Here is a 16,903-nt window from a genome sequence, read left to right as displayed (position 1 = left end):
GCTGTGACGCTCTTGTTATGACACGGGGTAACACAGAGCGGTACTCCGTGGGGGGAAGAGCGGATTTCCGGCCGATTCGCCCTGTCCACATTGTGAGAACTCGCAGCGTTCGCGCGTAGCTTCTTCACGAGTGTTCGCACGTTTTGGTGATTACCGGGGTCGTTGCTGGAGGCGACCAGAGGGTCTTGGGTGCCTTGTGCGAAAGGTGATCACCGCAGGGGAGCTGTTGGTTCGCATTGCACCCGTATTACGCAGCGTTACGAATGTGAAAGGTGTCCGGCGCTCCGGTTTTTTCGTGCATGGGGCACCGAAATTGGAATTACGAATGCCTCGCTCAGCCCCATGGACCCCCGGTCGGCTCGCCCTCGCGGTACCGCTCCGTGCACAACTCCCGTGCCCTGCGGTCGATCAGGCGGTCCGCCGACCGCTCGTCCGCGCGCTCCCGCTCGGCCCGCGCGCCGTCCACGACCTTGCGCAGGATCTCGTACTGGCCGTCGGACAGGCCCATTGACTGGTAGTCGCCGTAGGTGTCGCCGGTCAGCGACCGGCGCGCCCAGTATCCGATGAGGTTCGCGCACAGCCGCGCGGGCGGAGTCGCCGACGGGGAGGGGGAGTTGGCGCCCGCCCTGGACTCGGGAGCGTCGCTCCCGGCGCCGGGGTCGCCGCAGCCGGCCACCGATACGGCGGCCAGCAGCGCCAGTCCGAGCGCGGCCCCCTTGCGGCGGGGCCCTCCCGTCGTCATGCCCCCGACGTTATGCCGTCGGGCGCCGGGGTTTCAACGGTCCGCGGGCGCAAGGGGTTTGTGGTCACATCGTCGTCGTCAGGGAGTCGGCGTCAGTTCGCCGGGCGGAGGTGCTCCCCGTCGCCCGGGTTCACGTCCCGCAGCAGACAGGTGAGCCGCGCGGTGCACACCCGCCGCCCCTGCTCGTCACTGATCACGATCTCGTACGTCGCCGTCGAGCGGCCCTGGTGCAGCGGCGTGGCCACGCCCGTCACGAGGCCGGAGCGCGCACCCCGGTGATGGGTGCAGTTGAGGTCGACACCGACCGCGATCTTGGAGCTCCCGCCGTGCAGCATCGACCCCACCGACCCCAGCGTCTCGGCGAGCACCGCCGAGGCGCCGCCGTGCAGCAGCCCGTACGGCTGGGTGTTCCCCTCCACCGGCATGGTCCCGACGACCCGCTCCGCGGACGCCTCCAGGATCTGCACGCCCATCCGCGTACCGAGGTGCCCGGCGGAGAACAGGGCCGGCAGATCGACGCCGAGCGCGGCGTACTCGTCGATGACCTCTTGCGGGAACTTCACGTGCTGCTGCTCGCCCATGGGGTCGGCTCCGTTCGTGGTGCTCAGTCGCGTCAAGACGACTGAGCAAACGCTCAGTCGGTCGCCGATTGTTCCAGACGGACGACCACGGACTTGCTGGCCGGGGTGTTGCTGGTGTCCGCGGTGGCGTCCAGCGGGACCAGGACATTGGTCTCCGGGTAGTACGCGGCCGCGCAGCCGCGGGCCGTCGGATAGTGCACGACCCGGAAGCCGGGCGCGCGCCGCTCGACGCCGTCCTTCCACTCGCCGACCAGGTCGACGTACGAGCCGTCGGCGATCTTCAGGCGCTGTGCGTCCTCGGGGTTGATCATGACCACCCGGCGGCCGTTCCGGATGCCCCGGTAACGGTCGTCGAGGCCGTAGATCGTGGTGTTGTACTGGTCGTGCGACCGCAGGGTCTGAAGCAGCAGCCGTCCCTCGGGGACCTCCGGGTACTCGACCGGGGCCGCCGTGAAGTTGGCCTTGCCCGTCGCCGTCGGGAAGCGGCGCTCGTCACGCGGGGCGTGCGGGAGCGTGAAGCCGCCGGGGCGGGCCACGCGCGCGTTGAAGTCCTCGAAGCCGGGGATCACGCGCGCGATGCGGTCGCGGATCGTCGCGTAGTCCTTCTCGAACTCCTCCCACGACGTGCGGCTGCCCTCGCCCAGCACCCGCCGCGCCAGACGGCACACGATCGCCGGCTCCGACAGCAGGTGTCCGCTCGCCGGGTCCAGACGGCCGCGGGAGGCGTGCACCATGCCCATCGAGTCCTCGACGGTCACGAACTGCTCGCCGCTGCCCTGGAGGTCGCGCTCGGTGCGGCCCAGCGTCGGCAGGATCAGCGCGCGGGCGCCCGTGACGACATGGCTGCGGTTGAGCTTCGTCGACACGTGCACGGTCAGCCGGGCGCGCCGCACGGCCGCCTCGGTGACGTCGGTGTCGGGCGTGGCGGCCACGAAATTGCCGCCCATCGCGAAGAAGACCTTCGCCTCGCCGTCGCGCATCGCCCGGATCGCCCGCACGACGTCGAAGCCGTGCTCGCGCGGGGGCGCGAAGCCGAACTCCTTCTCCAAGGCGTCCAGGAAGGCCGGGGCCGGCCGCTCGAAGATGCCCATCGTGCGGTCGCCCTGCACGTTGGAGTGACCGCGCACCGGGCACACGCCCGAGCCCGGGCGGCCGATGTCGCCGCGCAGCAGAAGGAAGTTGACGACCTCACGGATCGTCGGCACCGAATGCTTGTGCTGGGTCAGGCCCATCGCCCAGCACACGATCGTGCGCCGCGAGGCCAGGACCATCTCCATGGCCCTGTCGATGTCCTCGCGCGCCAGGCCCGTCGCCGTCAGCGTCTCGTCCCAGTCGGCGGCGCGCGCGGCCTCGGCGAACTCCTCGTAGCCGTGGGTGTGCTCGCGCACGAACTCCTCGTCGACCGCGCCCTCGGTCTCCAGTATCAGCTTGTTGAAGAGGCGGAACAGGGCCTGGTCGCCACCGATGCGGATCTGGAGGAACAGATCCGTGAGGGCCGCGCCCTTGAGCATGCCCTGCGGGGTCTGCGGGTTCTTGAAGCGCTCCAGGCCCGCCTCGGGCAGCGGGTTGACGGTGATGATCCGCGCGCCGTTCGCCTTGGCCTTCTCCAGGGCGGACAGCATGCGCGGGTGGTTCGTCCCGGGGTTCTGCCCGGCGACGATGATCAGCTCGGCCTTGTACAGGTCGTCGAGCAGGACGCTGCCCTTGCCGATGCCGATGGTCTCGGAGAGCGCCGAGCCGGACGACTCGTGGCACATGTTGGAGCAGTCCGGCAGGTTGTTCGTGCCGAGCTCGCGCGCGAAGAGCTGATAGAGGAACGCGGCCTCGTTGCTGGTGCGCCCGGAGGTGTAGAAGACGGCCTCGTCGGGGGAGTCGAGGGCGGCTACGTCCTCGGCGACTATGTCGAAGGCCCGCTCCCAGGTGACCGGCTCGTAGTGCGTGCCGCCCTCCGGGAGGTACATGGGGTTGGTCAGCCGGCCCTGCTGCCCCAGCCAGTACCCACTGCGGGTCGCGAGGTCGGCGACGGAGTGCGCGGCGAAGAACTCCGGGGTGACCCGGCGAAGGGTCGCCTCCTCGGCCACCGCCTTCGCGCCGTTCTCGCAGAACTCCGCCTTGTGCCTGTGGTCCGGCTCCGGCCAGGCGCAGCCGGGGCAGTCGAAGCCGTTCTTCTGGTTGACGCTGAGCAGCGTCAACATGGTCCGCTTCACGCCCATCTGCTGCTGCGCGATGCGCAGGGTGTGCCCGATGGCAGGCAGACCCGCCGCCGCATGCTGCGGCTCGGCGACCTGCGGCGCGTCCTGAACCGGATCACCCTTGGGCGGCTTGGATGCCATCGCGCACTCCTCTTCACGTACACGTGTGAGCTACGTCGCCGATCCTCGCATGCGGTACCGACAACGCGGTGGGGGGTCCCGGCACCTGGACCCGTTGCCCCATGGGCCCGCACATCCCCTCCACAGGGCCGCACCCCCGATGGGGACCGAGTGTCAGTGGGGCGTGGCAGGATCGGGGGCGTGGCAGAGACAGCATCGAAGAAGACCGACAGCAACCCCGGGGGCAGCCGGCCCCGCCTGATGCTCATGGACGGGCACTCGCTGGCCTACCGCGCGTTCTTCGCGCTCCCCGCGGAGAATTTCACGACCGCGACGGGCCAGCCGACGAACGCGATCTACGGCTTCGCGTCGATGCTGGCCAACACACTGCGCGACGAGGCGCCCACGCACTTCGCCGTGGCCTTCGACGTGTCCCGCAAGACCTGGCGCTCCGCGGAGTTCACGGAGTACAAGGCGAACCGCTCCAAGACCCCCGACGAGTTCAAGGGCCAGGTCGAGCTGATCGGCGAGCTCCTCGACGCGATGCACGTCTCGCGCTTCGCCGTCGACGGCTTCGAGGCCGACGACGTGATCGCCACCCTCGCCACCCAGGCCGAGGCCGACGGCTTCGAGGTGCTGATCGTCACCGGCGACCGCGACTCCTTCCAGCTGGTCAGCGACCACACCACGGTCCTGTACCCGACGAAGGGCGTCTCCGAGCTGACCCGCTTCACCCCGGAGAAGGTCTTCGAGAAGTACGGCCTGACGCCCGCCCAGTACCCCGACTTCGCGGCCCTGCGCGGCGACCCGTCCGACAACCTGCCGGGCATCCCGGGCGTCGGCGAGAAGACCGCCGCGAAGTGGATCAACCAGTTCGGCTCGTTCGCGGAGCTGGTCGAGCGCGTGGAGGAGGTCAAGGGCAAGGCCGGCCAGAACCTCCGCGACCACCTGGACGCGGTCAAGCTCAACCGCCGCCTCACCGAGCTGGAGCGCCAGGTCGAGCTGCCCAAGACCGTCACCGAGCTCGCGCGCGAGCCGTACGACCGCAAGGCCGTCTCCCTGGTCCTGGACACCCTGGAGATCAGGAACCCGTCCCTGCGCGAGCGGCTCTTCGGCGTCGACCCCGGCGCCGAGGAGGCCGAGGCCACCCCGATCACCGCCGAGGGCGTGGAGATCGACGGTGCGGTGCTCGGCACCGGCGAGCTGGCGCCCTGGCTGGCGGAGCACGCGGGCGACGTCCTCGGTGTCGCCACCGTAGACACCTGGGCGCTGGGCACCGGCTCGGTCGCCGAGGTGGCGCTCGCGGCGGGCGACGGCGCGGCCGGCTGGTTCGACCCGGCGCAGCTGGACGAGGCCGACGAGAAGGCGTTCGCGGCCTGGCTGGCCGACGCCGCCAAACCGAAGGTCTTCCACAACGCCAAGGGCGCGATGCGCGTCTTCGCCGAGCACGGCTGGAGCATCGACGGCGTCCGCATGGACACCGCGCTCGCCGCCTACCTCGTCAAGCCGGGCCGGCGCTCCTTCGACCTGGACGCGCTGTCCCTGGAATACCTCCACCGCGAGCTCGCCCCGGCCGCCGCGGCCGACGGCCAGCTCGCCTTCGGCGCGGACGACGGCGCCGAGGCCGAGGCGCTGATGATCCAGGCCCGCGCGGTCCTCGACCTGGGCGAGGCCTTCGACGCCCGCCTGGAGGAGGTCGGCGCCGCGGACCTGCTGCGGGACATGGAGCTGCCCACCTCCGCCCTGCTGGCCCGCATGGAGCGGCACGGCATCGCGGCCGACCGGGCGCACCTGGAATCCATGGAGCAGATGTTCGCGGGCGCCGTGCAGCAGGCCGTGAAGGAGGCGCACGCTGCGGCCGGCCACGAGTTCAACCTGGGCTCGCCCAAGCAGCTCCAGGAAGTCCTCTTCGGCGAACTGGCGCTGCCCAAGACGAAGAAGACGAAGACCGGCTACACCACGGACGCCGACGCCCTCGCCTGGCTGGCCGGCCAGACCGACAACGAACTGCCGGTCATCATGCTGCGCCACCGCGAGCAGGCGAAGCTGCGCGTCACCGTCGAGGGCCTGATCAAGACGATCGCCGCGGACGGCCGGATCCACACCACCTTCAACCAGACGGTCGCGGCGACCGGCCGGCTGTCCTCCACGGACCCGAACCTCCAGAACATCCCGGTCCGCACCGACGAGGGCCGGGCGATCCGCCGGGGCTTCGTGGTCGGCGAGGGCTTCGAGTCCCTGATGACCGCCGACTACAGCCAGATCGAGCTGCGCGTGATGGCCCACCTGTCCGAGGACGAGGGCCTGATCGAGGCGTTCACCTCGGGCGAGGACCTGCACACCACGGCCGCCTCACAGGTGTTCGCCGTGGAGCCTTCCGCGGTGGACGCGGAGATGCGCCGCAAGATCAAGGCCATGTCCTACGGCCTGGCGTACGGTCTGTCGGCCTTCGGCCTCTCGCAGCAGCTGAACATCGACGCGGGTGAGGCCCGTGCCCTGATGGACGCCTACTTCGAGCGCTTCGGAGGCGTACGGGACTACCTCCGCCGCGCGGTCGACGAGGCACGGGCGACCGGCTATACGGCGACGCTCTTCGGGCGCCGCCGCTACCTGCCCGACCTCAACAGCGACAACCGCCAGCGGCGCGAGGCCGCCGAGCGCATGGCTCTCAACGCCCCCATCCAGGGCACGGCGGCGGACATCGTCAAGATCGCCATGCTGAACGTGGACCGGGCCCTGCGCGAGGAGAACCTCACCTCCCGCATGCTCCTCCAGGTCCACGACGAAATCGTCCTGGAGATCGCCCCCGGCGAACGCGAGGCGGCCGAGGCCCTGGTCCGCCGCGAAATGTCCGACGCCGTCCACCTCAACGTCCCCCTGGGAGTCTCGGTCGGCGACGGCTCGGACTGGGAGTCGGCAGCGCACTAGCGCCTCCGGCGTTCGAGCGGGATGAGTGCCGGGCCGGTCTTCCACCGCCCCGGTACTCATCGCACGAGGGGCGCGTCAGCGCCCTGAAGGGGCGCGGGGAACTGCGCGCTCGGCCACGACGGACCGGCAGCTCCAGACGAACCGCGACCCGGGGGGGCGAGGCGGCGTTTTTCAGGGGCGCGGGGAACTGCGCGACCAGCCACCACGGACCCGCAGCCCCGAAAGAACCGCGACCCGGCAGATGAGGCGGCAGTTTTGAGGGGCGCGGGGAACTGCGCGACCAGCCACGACGGACCCGCAGCCCCAGACGAACAGTGACCCGGCAGACGCACCGGCCCCGGCCCGACCCCCGGAGGGCCCGTCACCCACGTGGCCCCCGCAAACACGCTCCCGCCACCCCCCGCCCGTAAGGATGCGGGCATGGGTATACGCACGCTCCACCGCCGGACGGCCCCGGCACCGGCGAACGTGGACAGCCAGGACACCCCCTCCACAAAGCCGCCCAAGGTCCCGTTCTTCGCCGCCGACGCGAGCACCGCCCGCATCCCGGCCGACCTGATCGCCCCCCTGCGGCGGACGGCGGCGACGGCGGCCACCCTCCGCGCCAGGCTCGCCCTCACCCGCACCGCACTCGCGCGCCGGCAGCCCCTGCGCACCGTCAAGCTGTTCGTCGCGACGGCCCGCGCCCTCAGCGAGCAGCTGGACGGCTCGGCTCCCGCCCCGCCCCACCGGCACCCGCACTGCCCGGGCGCGGAACCGGACGCCACACTCTGACCCCGAGGGCGTACAGCACCAGCCCGAGGACGAGCCCCGCGCCCGCACCGAAGCACAGCGTGGGAATCAGCTCCCAGTACTTGGCGGTCGACCCCCAGTACGCCCACCACCGCGACGCCCGCTGCACCGCGGCAACCGCGGCCAGGCCGCCGATCACGGCACAGGCCCACCACCGGTCCCGTACCGAGAGCGCCGCGACCCCGACCGGCGTGGCCGGCGCAGTCCGCCGCAGCGCCACGACCACGAACGCGGCGATGGCGACCGCGGCCACCGCCGAACCGCCGTACTGGAGGTACCAGTACAGCGGGGAGCCCGCGATCTCCTCGCCCAGCACGGGGAACAGCCGCATCCCCCAGCGGTCGAGATGGGTGAAGGCGTCCCACACGACATGCGTCAGCGAGCCGAGCACGGCCGAGACGTACCAGCGCGCCGCCACCGACGGCCGCACCCGCGCGCGTGGCGCCCCGCAGCGCAGCAGCGTGGCCACGCGTGCCTGGCGTCGCGCGGGCAGCAGCGCCACGAGCGGTTCGCGCAGCAGGAGCCACAGGCCCACCAGCGCCAGGGCGACCACCACGTCGACGGTGAACACGCCCGCGAACGAGTGCGTGACGTCGCCGAATTCCATCGCCTGGGGCAGGACACTCGCCGCGTAATAGGTCATGTCGGGAGAGAACGAACCCGCCACCAGCATGGCCGGTACGAGCGTGCCGCGGCCGGTTCCATCGGTGCGGACAGCCGGCAGTACGGCGGCCGCGTGGCTGAGCGTGAACGGCAACGGGGCTCCTTGTGCGGGGTGTTGTGGGACCGGTCCCACCCAGGTCGTCGGAGTAGCCAGTATGCGGGGCGTACGACGGCCGTCTCTCATATGGCCAAGGGGTAAAAATCGGACGCCAACGGGTGACCCTGCAAAGGAAGTTGTCGTAGGGTCGCCTGGGTTGCCGCGGCAGCGTCATGCGGTCGAACAGATGAACAGCGACGAAGGTGTGCCGCGAGGGCAACTGTCGCGGCCGGTCGATCGTCACTACAAGGGCGGGCACGGCTGCCCGGCAGACAGAGATGGGCGCTCGGGCGTCCGCGGGAGGGGTCCATTTCATGGCGGCGCAATTCGGCAGGCTCCGCAAGGGCGCGGTGAACACCACGGTCGCCGCGGTAGTGGTCGCGGCACTGGCCGCGTCCCAGGCTCCGGGAGTGACGACCGACGACGCCGGCAGAAAGGTCACCACCGGCACCCAGCCGTCCCCGGACACGCCCGCCGAGAACAGCGCGACCGGCAACTCCCCGTACTACACGGACCTGCCTCCACTCAACAGCCCCAACCCCTCGCCCACCACCGGCACGCCGGTCACCCAGGGCACGAGCGAGGCGGGCATACCCGCGACCGTTCTCGACGCCTACAAGAAGGCCGCGACCGCGCTCCAGGAGTCCAAGCCCGGCTGCAACCTCCCCTGGGAGCTGCTCGCCGCCATCGGCAAGGTCGAGTCGGGCCAGGCCCGCGGCGGCCGGGTCGACGCGAACGGCGACACGCTCTCCAGGATTCTCGGCCCGCAGCTCAACGGCAACGGCTTCGCGAGCATCAGCGACACCGACGGCGGCGCCTACGACGGCGACAGCTCCTACGACCGTGCCGTCGGCCCGATGCAGTTCATCCCCTCCACCTGGGAGTGGGCCGGCCGCGACGGCAACGGCGACGGCAAGAAGGACCCCAACAACGTCTACGACGCCGCACTCGCCGCCGGCCACTACCTCTGCCGCTTCGGCTGGGACCTGTCCACCAAGGGCGACCTCGACAGCGCGATCCTCAGCTACAACAACTCGCAGGACTATCTGAACCTCGTCCTGAGGTGGCTGGAGTACTACCGCAAGGGCACGCACGAGATCCCGGACGGCACGGGCACCCTCCCCTCCGACCGCAGCGACGACACGGCGGGCGCGAGCCCCACGCCGACGACGCCCGGCAGCCCCACCACACCGACCGCACCGTCATCGCCGAGCACCCCCAAGCCCGGCGGCGGCGACGGCGGCTCCACGAGCCCGAAGCCCACCCCGCCGCCGAGCACGACGCCGCCCGCCACGCCGACGCCCACCCCCACCGACACCGTCCACCACCTGGAGGACGCGGGGACCGCCAAGCTCAGCGCGATGGCGGGCGACGCCTTCACCGAGAAGATCACCGCCCGTGCCGAGACCAAGGCCGGCAAGGCGGTCCCGAAGGTCCGCGTCCGCTTCGCGATCATCGGCGCCACCGACGCCGCGTTCAGCACCGGCGAGAAGTACGCCACGGTCCTCACCAACAGCATCGGTGAAGCGGTGGCGCCCGCGCTCAAGGCGGGCGAGAACACCGGCGAGTTCGTCGTACGCACCACCGTCGTCGGCCGCACCGTCAGCGGACTCGACTACACGGCCACCGTCACCGAGCGCGCCGCCGACACCCTCGCCCGTACCGGCGAGGACGCCCTGACCTGCACCCCGGGCGGCGAGTTCGCCGACCAGGTCGAGGTGAAGGCGACCTACAAGGGCGCCGTCGCGGACAAGGTGGCGGCCACCGCCACGCTCATCAAGTCGGCTGACGACGCGACCGAGAACGACAAGGGTCCCTACTTCAAGGACGCCGACGGCAAACCGGTGCGCACCCTCACCGGTCTGACGACGGACGCCAAGGGCCTGCTCAAGCTGCCCAAGCTGTACGCCGACGACACCACCGGCACGTTCCTGCTCCGCATCAACACCGCGGGCGGCGCGACCCTGACCGTCGAGCTCAAGGTGGCGGCGGCCGACACGTCGCCCAGCCCGACCCCCTCGGAGCCGGCGTCCGGCACGGACTCGGCGAGCCCGAGCCCCAGCGTGTAGCACCACCGGCACCCGTACGAAGGGCGCTCTTCCGCTCCGGCGGACAGGGCGCCCTTCGTCTGTGTGTGCAACGTGTTCTCATCTCGCCCGAGCGTTGCTACGGTGCCGGACCTGACGCCGTATCAGATGAATGCCGAATCAGTTCCGGGGTTCCGGGAGGCCCGTATGCGCGCCCTGATCGCCGCCGCGACCGGTCTCGCCGTCGCGCTCGCCCTGGTCCTCGCGCTCACCGCGATGGGCTCACCGGCGGGCGAGACCTCACCGAAGCCACTGCTGACGACGGTGCCCGCACACCCGTAACCGTCCCGTCCGGGAGGGAGGCCGAGATGCGCCGCAAGGCCAGTCTGATCCTGCTCGCCCTCGCCGTGTTCTTCGCGGCCCTGTCCCCGCTGCTGCGCTGGTACGCCTTCCCGCGCCTGGCGAAGATCCCGGCGAACCAGTACCAGGACATGGTCCTGGAGGCGAAGGACGCGACCCTCCTCGACTACGGCACGATGAAGGCCCGCAAGGTCCCCAAGGTCACCATCGTGCAGACGCTGAAGGGCAACGTCGAGGAGTCGGAGAAGATCGAGCGGACGGCCGGCAAGGACGTCGTCGTCTGGGACGGCCTGTCCTATGTCGTGGGACCGGACGGCAAGATGGTCTCCAAGATCCCCGAGCGCTACATCTTCGACGCCCACAGCCAGGAACCCGTGCACGCCACCGGCGAGGCGGTCGACGGCGATCCGGTCAAACGGCAGGGCATCGAGTTCAAGTGGCCCTTCCTCACGGAGAAGCGGGACTACGAGTACTTCGACGCCCAGGCACGGATCACCGCCCCCATCCATTACAAGGGCACCCAGGACTTCCGCGGCGTCGAGGTCTACTACTTCGAGCAGACCATCCCGTGGACTAAGGTGGCGTTCCCGAAGACGATGCCGGTCGAGGGCATCACGCCGGAGTCCGTCGCCAAGACCGGCACCACCCGCTGGTACACCACCGTCCGCAAGTTCTGGGTCGAACCCCTCACCGGCGCCCCCGTCTACGGCGAGGAGATCCACAAGGAGGAACTGCGCGGCGGCACCCTGCTCGGCGGCCGCGACAAGGTGACGGCGTTCGCGGGCCACGTGAAGATGCGCGAGGACTACATCGAGCACACCGTCGACCTCGTCAGCTCCAACCGCACCCTGGTCCTGCTGCTGACGTCGTACCTGCCCTGGGGCTTTTTGACCCTGGGCGTCCTCCTCCTCGCGCTCTCCCTCTACCTGGAGGCGCGCGGCCGCCGCCCCGGCGACCCGGAACCGACGAGGGACACCGAGCCGGAGCCGGTCACCGCCTGAGCCGGGCGTTGGTGTGCCGGGTCGGCTCGGCGCCGGCCGGGTCCTCGGGCCACGGGTGCTTCGGATAGCGACCGCGCAGCTCCGCCCGTACGCCCTTGTAGCCGTCCCTCCAGAAGGAGGCGAGGTCGGCGGTGACTGCCGCGGGCCGCCCGGCGGGGGAGAGGAGATGGACCAGGAGCGGCACCCCGGCCACCGCCGGCGACTCGTGCAGACCGAACATCTCCTGCAACTTCACGGCGAGGACGGGCTGCTCCGGATTGCCGTAGTCGATCCTGATCCGGGACCCACTGGGCACGGCGATCCGCTCCGGGGCCAGCTCGTCCAGTCGCCCCGCGTCCCCCGAGGCCCACGGCAGCAGCCGCGCGAGCGCCTCCCCGGCGTCGATCCGCGCCAGGTCGCCCCGCCGCCGCGCCCGCCCGAGCTCGGGCTCCAGCCACTCGTCCACGCGCGCGTGCAGCGCGTCGTCACAGACATCGGGCCACGGCTCCCCCAGATGCAGCCGCAGAAAGGCGAGCCGCTGCCGCAGCACGCCGGCGTCGGCGGACCACCGCAACAGACCGAACCCTTCCTGCCGCAGCCCTTCGAGCAGCGCCTCGCGTACGAGAACGGGGTCGGCGTCCTTCAGGGGCCGCACCGCCAGCTCGATCGCCCCGAGCCGCTCGACCCGCCGGGCGACGACGTCCCCGTCGGCCCAGTGCACCTCCTGGCCCGAGTGATACAGCGGGGCCGCCGCCGAGCGTGCCGTGTCCTCGTCCACCGCGGCGGCGAGCTGCACCCGCGCATGCCCCTTGCCCACGGGCCGGTCCGCCACGGCCACCGCGATCCACGGCGCACCCCGCAACGGACTCCCGTCCCGCAACTCGGCCCGCGTCCCGGAGGCCATCAGATAGGAACCACCGTCGGCCTTGGCGACCCGCTCGGGGAAGGCGAGGGCGGCGACGATCCCGGCGGTCCCCTCGTCACCGCCGTGCGCGGCGGGACGGTCGTTCCTGCCGGCCGCCGGGGTCCGCTCGCCACCACCTTCTGCCGCGGTGCGCGCGGCTCCGCCATGCGCCGAGGTGTGCTCCTCCCCGCTGCGCGCGGTCGTGCGGGCACTCCCGCCCTGCCCCACCGCGCTGTCGCCCGCGCCCCGCGCCCGCGCGCCCCCGCCGTTCGCCCGCAGCCGACGCACCTCCGTGCGCCAGCGCGCCGCATACGCGTCGCCGCCGCGACGGGCCGTCCGTAGCGCTGCGGCCAGGTCGTCGCCGTACTCTCTCGGGGGCTCCTCGCTCAGCAGCGCGACCACCTCGGCGCCCGAGCCGGACGTGTCCAGGAGCGCCCGGCCCAGACGGGGATGCAGCCCCAGGCGGGCCAGGGCGGTGCCGCGCAGTGTGGCGCGGCCGTCGGTGTCCACGGCGCCGATGGCCGCGAGGACGCTTCTCGCCGCCGCCATCGCACCGCCCGGCGGCGGGTCCAGCAGGGCCAGCCCCGTCGCCTGCGGGTCGCCCCAGCACGCCGCCTGCAAGGCGAAGGCCGTCAGGTCGGCCACCTTTATCTCCGGGGACGGGAAGCGGGGGAGCCGGACGTCCTCGGCCTCCGCCCAGCAGCGGTACACCGCGCCCGGGGCCTCACGCCCGGCCCGCCCCGCCCGCTGCCGGCCGGCCGCCTGCGAGGCCCGTACCGTCGTCAGCGCGCTCAGCCCGCGTGCGTGATCCACGCGGGGCTCCCGTGCCAGCCCGGAGTCGACGACCACCCGCACCCCGGGAACCGTCAGGGACGACTCCGCCACGGACGTCGCCAGCACCACCCGCCGCCGCTCCCCGCCGGCCAGCACCGCGTCCTGCACGGCCGCCGGCGCCCGCCCGTGCACCTGGAGCACCTCGACGTCCCCGAGATCCCCCAGCTGCCCCGCCACCCGAGCGATCTCGCCCGTGCCCGGCAGGAAACACAGCACGTCGCCGGCCCGCTCGGCCAGCGCCCGCCGTACCACCGACGCCACATGCGTCAGCAGCGCCGGGTCGACCCGCATCCCGTGCGGCGGCCGTATAGGACGTGTCGGCGGCGCCCAGACCACGTCCACGGGGTGCGCCGTGCCCTCGGCCTCGACGACCGGCGCGTCGCCCAGCAGCCGCGCCCACCCCTGCGCGTCCGTCGTCGCCGACGCGGCTACCAGCCGCAGCTCCGGCCGCAACGCCTGCCGCACGTCCCACAGGAACGCCGCCACCGTGTCCGCGTCCAGGTGCCGCTCGTGGCACTCGTCGAGGACGACGACGTCCACACCCGCGAGCTCCTGGTCGCGCTGCAACCGCTGGAGCAGCACACCGGTCGTGACGACCTCCACGCGCGCGTGCCGCCCGACGACCCGCTCCCCGCGCACGGTGTAGCCGACGCTCTCGCCGACCTTCTCGCCCAGTAGCCAAGCCATCCGCCGCGCGGCGGCCCGGGCGGCGATCCGTCGCGGCTCCGCCACGACCACCCGCCGCGCCGGCCCCTCGCCGAGCAGGCCCGCCAGAGCCGGCGGCACCAGCGTCGTCTTGCCCGTGCCGGGCGGCGCGACGAGTACCGCCGTGCCGTGCCCGTCCAGGGCGTCGGTCAGACCGGGCAGGGCACCGCGTACGGGCAGCGCGTCCAGGGCGTCGTAACGGATCACCTGCTCAGTCTCTCCCCCGGACTCAGGCCGGGGACGCCCCCGGCCGGCTTCGCTCGCACACGAAGATCGCAGTCCCCGGGATCAGGTTCCCGCGCAGCGGGGACCAGCCGCCCCACTCGGAGGTGTTCCAGGCCGGCCACTCCGGCTCGACCAGGTCCACCAGCCGGAACCCTCCGGCCACGATGTCGCGCACCCGGTCGCCGATGGTGCGGTGGTGCTCGACGTAGACCGCGCGGCCCTCGTCGTCCTGCTCCACATATGGGGTGCGGTCGAAGTAGGAGGCGGCGACGGACAGGCCCTCCGGGCCGGGCTCGTCGGGGAAGGCCCAGCGGATCGGGTGGGTGACCGAGAAGACGAAACGGCCGCCCGGCCGCAGCACCCGGCCCACCTCGCGCAGCACCCGCACCGGGTCCGCGACGAACGGCAGCGCGCCGTACGCCGAGCACGCCAGGTCGAAGGAGCCGTCGGCGAAGGGAAGAGCGCCCGCGTCGGCGCACACCAGAGGGAACGCGCCCCCGATGCGCAACGAGTGCTGGAGCTGGCGGTGCGAGATGTCCAGGGCGACCGGACGGGCCCCCTGCTCGGCCAGCCAGCGCGAGCACTGCGCGGCGCCGGCGCCGATCTCCAGGACGTCCTTGCCCTTGAGGTCCTCCGGCGGTCCGAGCAGCTCGGCCTCCACCTCGTCCAGGCCCTCGGGACCCCAGACGAAGCGGTCGTCGCCGAGGAAGGTGCCGTGCTCGATCTGGTACTCGTCGGCGTTGCGGTCCCACCAGCCGCGGTTGGCGCGGGAACTCTCGGCGACGTCGGCCTGACGCCGAGTGGCCTCCGGCTCGGCGGACTCGATCTCGGGCGATACGGACTCTTGGATGATCGGCTCCCTCGTCGTACTCTTCCGTCACCTGAATGGCGCGGCCCCTCCCGGCGGTGTCACGAAAGGGACTGCCCAAGGCCCGCGTGGCCTCAAGAGACAGGTTTTGTGCCGGGTATGAGGCGATCCGCCCCGGGTGTGCGGCTTCGCGCATTGACCCTGTCCGGCTGCCCCCGTATGCTACAAGTTGCGCTGCGGGCCTGCGCACCTCAGACGTAGCAGGCTGCGCTCGCATCTGTTGTATGTCCCCTCGGTTTTCGAGGCGCCCCACGATTTGTGTGGCGCTTCCTTGGCTGTCCGGCTTCTTCAGAGCGATACGGGCTCCCGGCGTAGCAGTACCTACGACTCAATGTCCGTACCGGAGCCCTTTCCCACATGACGAGCAGCACCGAGACCACCGCCACCACCCCGCAGGTTGCGGTCAACGACATCGGTAACGAGGAAGCCTTCCTCGCCGCGATCGACGAGACGATCAAGTACTTCAACGACGGCGACATCGTCGACGGCGTCATCGTGAAGGTCGACCGGGACGAGGTCCTGCTCGACATCGGTTACAAGACCGAAGGTGTCATCCCGAGCCGTGAGCTCTCGATCAAGCACGACGTCGACCCCAACGAGGTCGTCGCCGTCGGTGACGAGATCGAAGCCCTTGTTCTCCAGAAGGAGGACAAGGAAGGCCGCCTGATCCTCTCGAAGAAGCGCGCCCAGTACGAGCGTGCCTGGGGCACCATCGAGAAGATCAAGGAAGAGGACGGCATCGTCACCGGTACCGTCATCGAGGTCGTCAAGGGTGGTCTCATCCTCGACATCGGCCTCCGCGGCTTCCTCCCGGCCTCCCTGGTCGAGATGCGCCGTGTTCGCGACCTCCAGCCGTACGTCGGCAAGGAGCTCGAGGCCAAGATCATCGAGCTGGACAAGAACCGCAACAACGTGGTCCTGTCCCGCCGTGCCTGGCTGGAGCAGACCCAGTCCGAGGTCCGCCAGACGTTCCTCACGACCCTCCAGAAGGGTCAGGTCCGTTCCGGCGTCGTCTCCTCGATCGTCAACTTCGGTGCCTTCGTGGACCTGGGTGGCGTCGACGGTCTGGTCCACGTCTCCGAACTGTCCTGGAAGCACATCGACCACCCGTCCGAGGTTGTCGAGGTCGGCCAGGAAGTCACCGTCGAGGTCCTCGACGTCGACATGGACCGCGAGCGTGTCTCCCTGTCGCTGAAGGCGACGCAGGAAGACCCGTGGCAGCAGTTCGCCCGCACCCACCAGATCGGCCAGGTCGTGCCCGGCAAGGTCACGAAGCTGGTTCCGTTCGGTGCGTTCGTCCGCGTGGACGAGGGCATCGAGGGTCTGGTCCACATCTCCGAGCTGGCCGAGCGCCACGTGGAGATCCCGGAGCAGGTCGTCCAGGTCAACGACGAGATCTTCGTCAAGGTCATCGACATCGACCTCGAGCGCCGTCGCATCAGCCTCTCGCTGAAGCAGGCCAACGAGGCCTTCGGTGCCGACCCGGCGACGGTCGAGTTCGACCCGACCCTGTACGGCATGGCCGCGTCGTACGACGACCAGGGCAACTACATCTACCCCGAGGGCTTCGACCCCGAGACCAACGACTGGCTCGAGGGCTTCGAGTCGCAGCGTGAGGTCTGGGAGAACCAGTACGCCGAGGCGCAGACCCGCTTCGAGCAGCACCAGCAGCAGGTCATCAAGAGCCGCGAGGCCGACGCTGCTGCCGCTGCCGAGGGTGGCGACAGCGCGGGTGCGGCTCCGGCCGCGTCCGGTGGCGGTTCGTACTCCTCCGAGGGCGCCGACAACAGCGGTGCGCTTGCCTCGGACGAGGCGCTGGCCGCGCTGCGGGAGAAGCTGGCGGGTGGGCAGAGCTGAACGCCCACTGAGCAGTAGCTCTTAATGC

Annotated in this window: 12 protein-coding genes; 6 read left to right on the top strand and 6 right to left on the bottom strand. The window is 71.1% G+C overall.

From position 1 onward, the window contains the following. Nucleotides 1–334 precede the first annotated feature (334 nt). The 3 genes from PGH47_RS10890 to PGH47_RS10880 form a co-directional block, all read right to left on the bottom strand. Nucleotides 335–742 (bottom strand): hypothetical protein, encoded by a 408-nt coding sequence (locus PGH47_RS10890; RefSeq protein ID WP_271663254.1) that lies wholly within the window; start codon nucleotides 740–742, stop codon nucleotides 335–337. 92 nt (nucleotides 743–834) lie between these two features. Then, a complete protein-coding gene (locus tag PGH47_RS10885) occupies nucleotides 835–1,323 on the bottom strand; it encodes a hotdog fold thioesterase (RefSeq protein WP_107907115.1) in 489 nt (162 codons plus the stop codon). Nucleotides 1,324–1,376: 53 nt separating this feature from the next. Continuing rightward, nucleotides 1,377–3,656: an FdhF/YdeP family oxidoreductase gene (locus PGH47_RS10880; RefSeq protein ID WP_271663253.1), complete on the bottom strand. Its 2,280-nt coding sequence runs from the start codon at nucleotides 3,654–3,656 to the stop codon at nucleotides 1,377–1,379. A gap of 180 nt (nucleotides 3,657–3,836) precedes the next feature. On the opposite strand from PGH47_RS10880, the gene polA reads away from it, so the two are divergent. Then, nucleotides 3,837–6,563, top strand: coding sequence for a DNA polymerase I (gene polA / locus PGH47_RS10875; RefSeq protein WP_271663252.1), 2,727 nt, complete (start codon nucleotides 3,837–3,839; stop codon nucleotides 6,561–6,563). 420 nt (nucleotides 6,564–6,983) lie between these two features. Beyond that, nucleotides 6,984–7,337 carry a hypothetical protein gene (locus PGH47_RS10870; protein ID WP_271663251.1) on the top strand — a complete coding sequence of 118 codons (354 nt, stop codon included), beginning with the start codon at nucleotides 6,984–6,986 and terminating at the stop codon, nucleotides 7,335–7,337. Here PGH47_RS10870 and PGH47_RS10865 read toward each other — a convergent pair. Then, a complete protein-coding gene (locus PGH47_RS10865; protein ID WP_271663250.1) occupies nucleotides 7,252–8,112 on the bottom strand; it encodes a DUF4184 family protein in 861 nt (286 codons plus the stop codon). The genes PGH47_RS10870 and PGH47_RS10865 overlap by 86 nt on opposite strands. Nucleotides 8,113–8,429: 317 nt before the next feature. Between PGH47_RS10865 and PGH47_RS10860 the strand changes: the two genes are divergently transcribed. From PGH47_RS10860 to PGH47_RS10850, 3 genes are all read left to right on the top strand, one after another. Continuing rightward, nucleotides 8,430–10,184, top strand: coding sequence for a lytic transglycosylase domain-containing protein (locus tag PGH47_RS10860; RefSeq protein ID WP_271663249.1), 1,755 nt, complete (start codon nucleotides 8,430–8,432; stop codon nucleotides 10,182–10,184). Between the two features lie 165 nt (nucleotides 10,185–10,349). Beyond that, nucleotides 10,350–10,484, top strand: coding sequence for an SPW_0924 family protein (locus PGH47_RS10855; RefSeq protein ID WP_107438846.1), 135 nt, complete (start codon nucleotides 10,350–10,352; stop codon nucleotides 10,482–10,484). Nucleotides 10,485–10,510: 26 nt separating this feature from the next. Further along, nucleotides 10,511–11,503, top strand: coding sequence for a DUF3068 domain-containing protein (locus PGH47_RS10850; protein ID WP_271663248.1), 993 nt, complete (start codon nucleotides 10,511–10,513; stop codon nucleotides 11,501–11,503). On the opposite strand, the gene PGH47_RS10845 is transcribed toward PGH47_RS10850, so the two are convergent. Together PGH47_RS10845 and PGH47_RS10840 are read right to left on the bottom strand one after the other, a co-directional pair. Then, nucleotides 11,493–14,132: an ATP-dependent RNA helicase gene (locus PGH47_RS10845; protein WP_271663247.1), complete on the bottom strand. Its 2,640-nt coding sequence runs from the start codon at nucleotides 14,130–14,132 to the stop codon at nucleotides 11,493–11,495. The two genes, PGH47_RS10850 and PGH47_RS10845, sit on opposite strands and share 11 nt — an antisense overlap. Nucleotides 14,133–14,154: 22 nt before the next feature. Next, complete coding sequence (locus PGH47_RS10840; protein ID WP_271668024.1) at nucleotides 14,155–15,003, bottom strand: class I SAM-dependent methyltransferase; 849 nt, start codon at nucleotides 15,001–15,003, stop codon at nucleotides 14,155–14,157. 372 nt (nucleotides 15,004–15,375) lie between these two features. Between PGH47_RS10840 and rpsA the strand changes: the two genes are divergently transcribed. After that, nucleotides 15,376–16,875: a 30S ribosomal protein S1 gene (rpsA, locus tag PGH47_RS10835; RefSeq protein ID WP_030952653.1), complete on the top strand. Its 1,500-nt coding sequence runs from the start codon at nucleotides 15,376–15,378 to the stop codon at nucleotides 16,873–16,875. Nucleotides 16,876–16,903: the final 28 nt, after the last annotated feature.

This window comes from Streptomyces sp. HUAS 31 (genome assembly GCF_028198125.1).
In the GTDB taxonomy this organism is placed as follows: domain Bacteria; phylum Actinomycetota; class Actinomycetes; order Streptomycetales; family Streptomycetaceae; genus Streptomyces; species Streptomyces chartreusis.
This window is presented reverse-complemented; position numbering and strand designations above follow the sequence as displayed.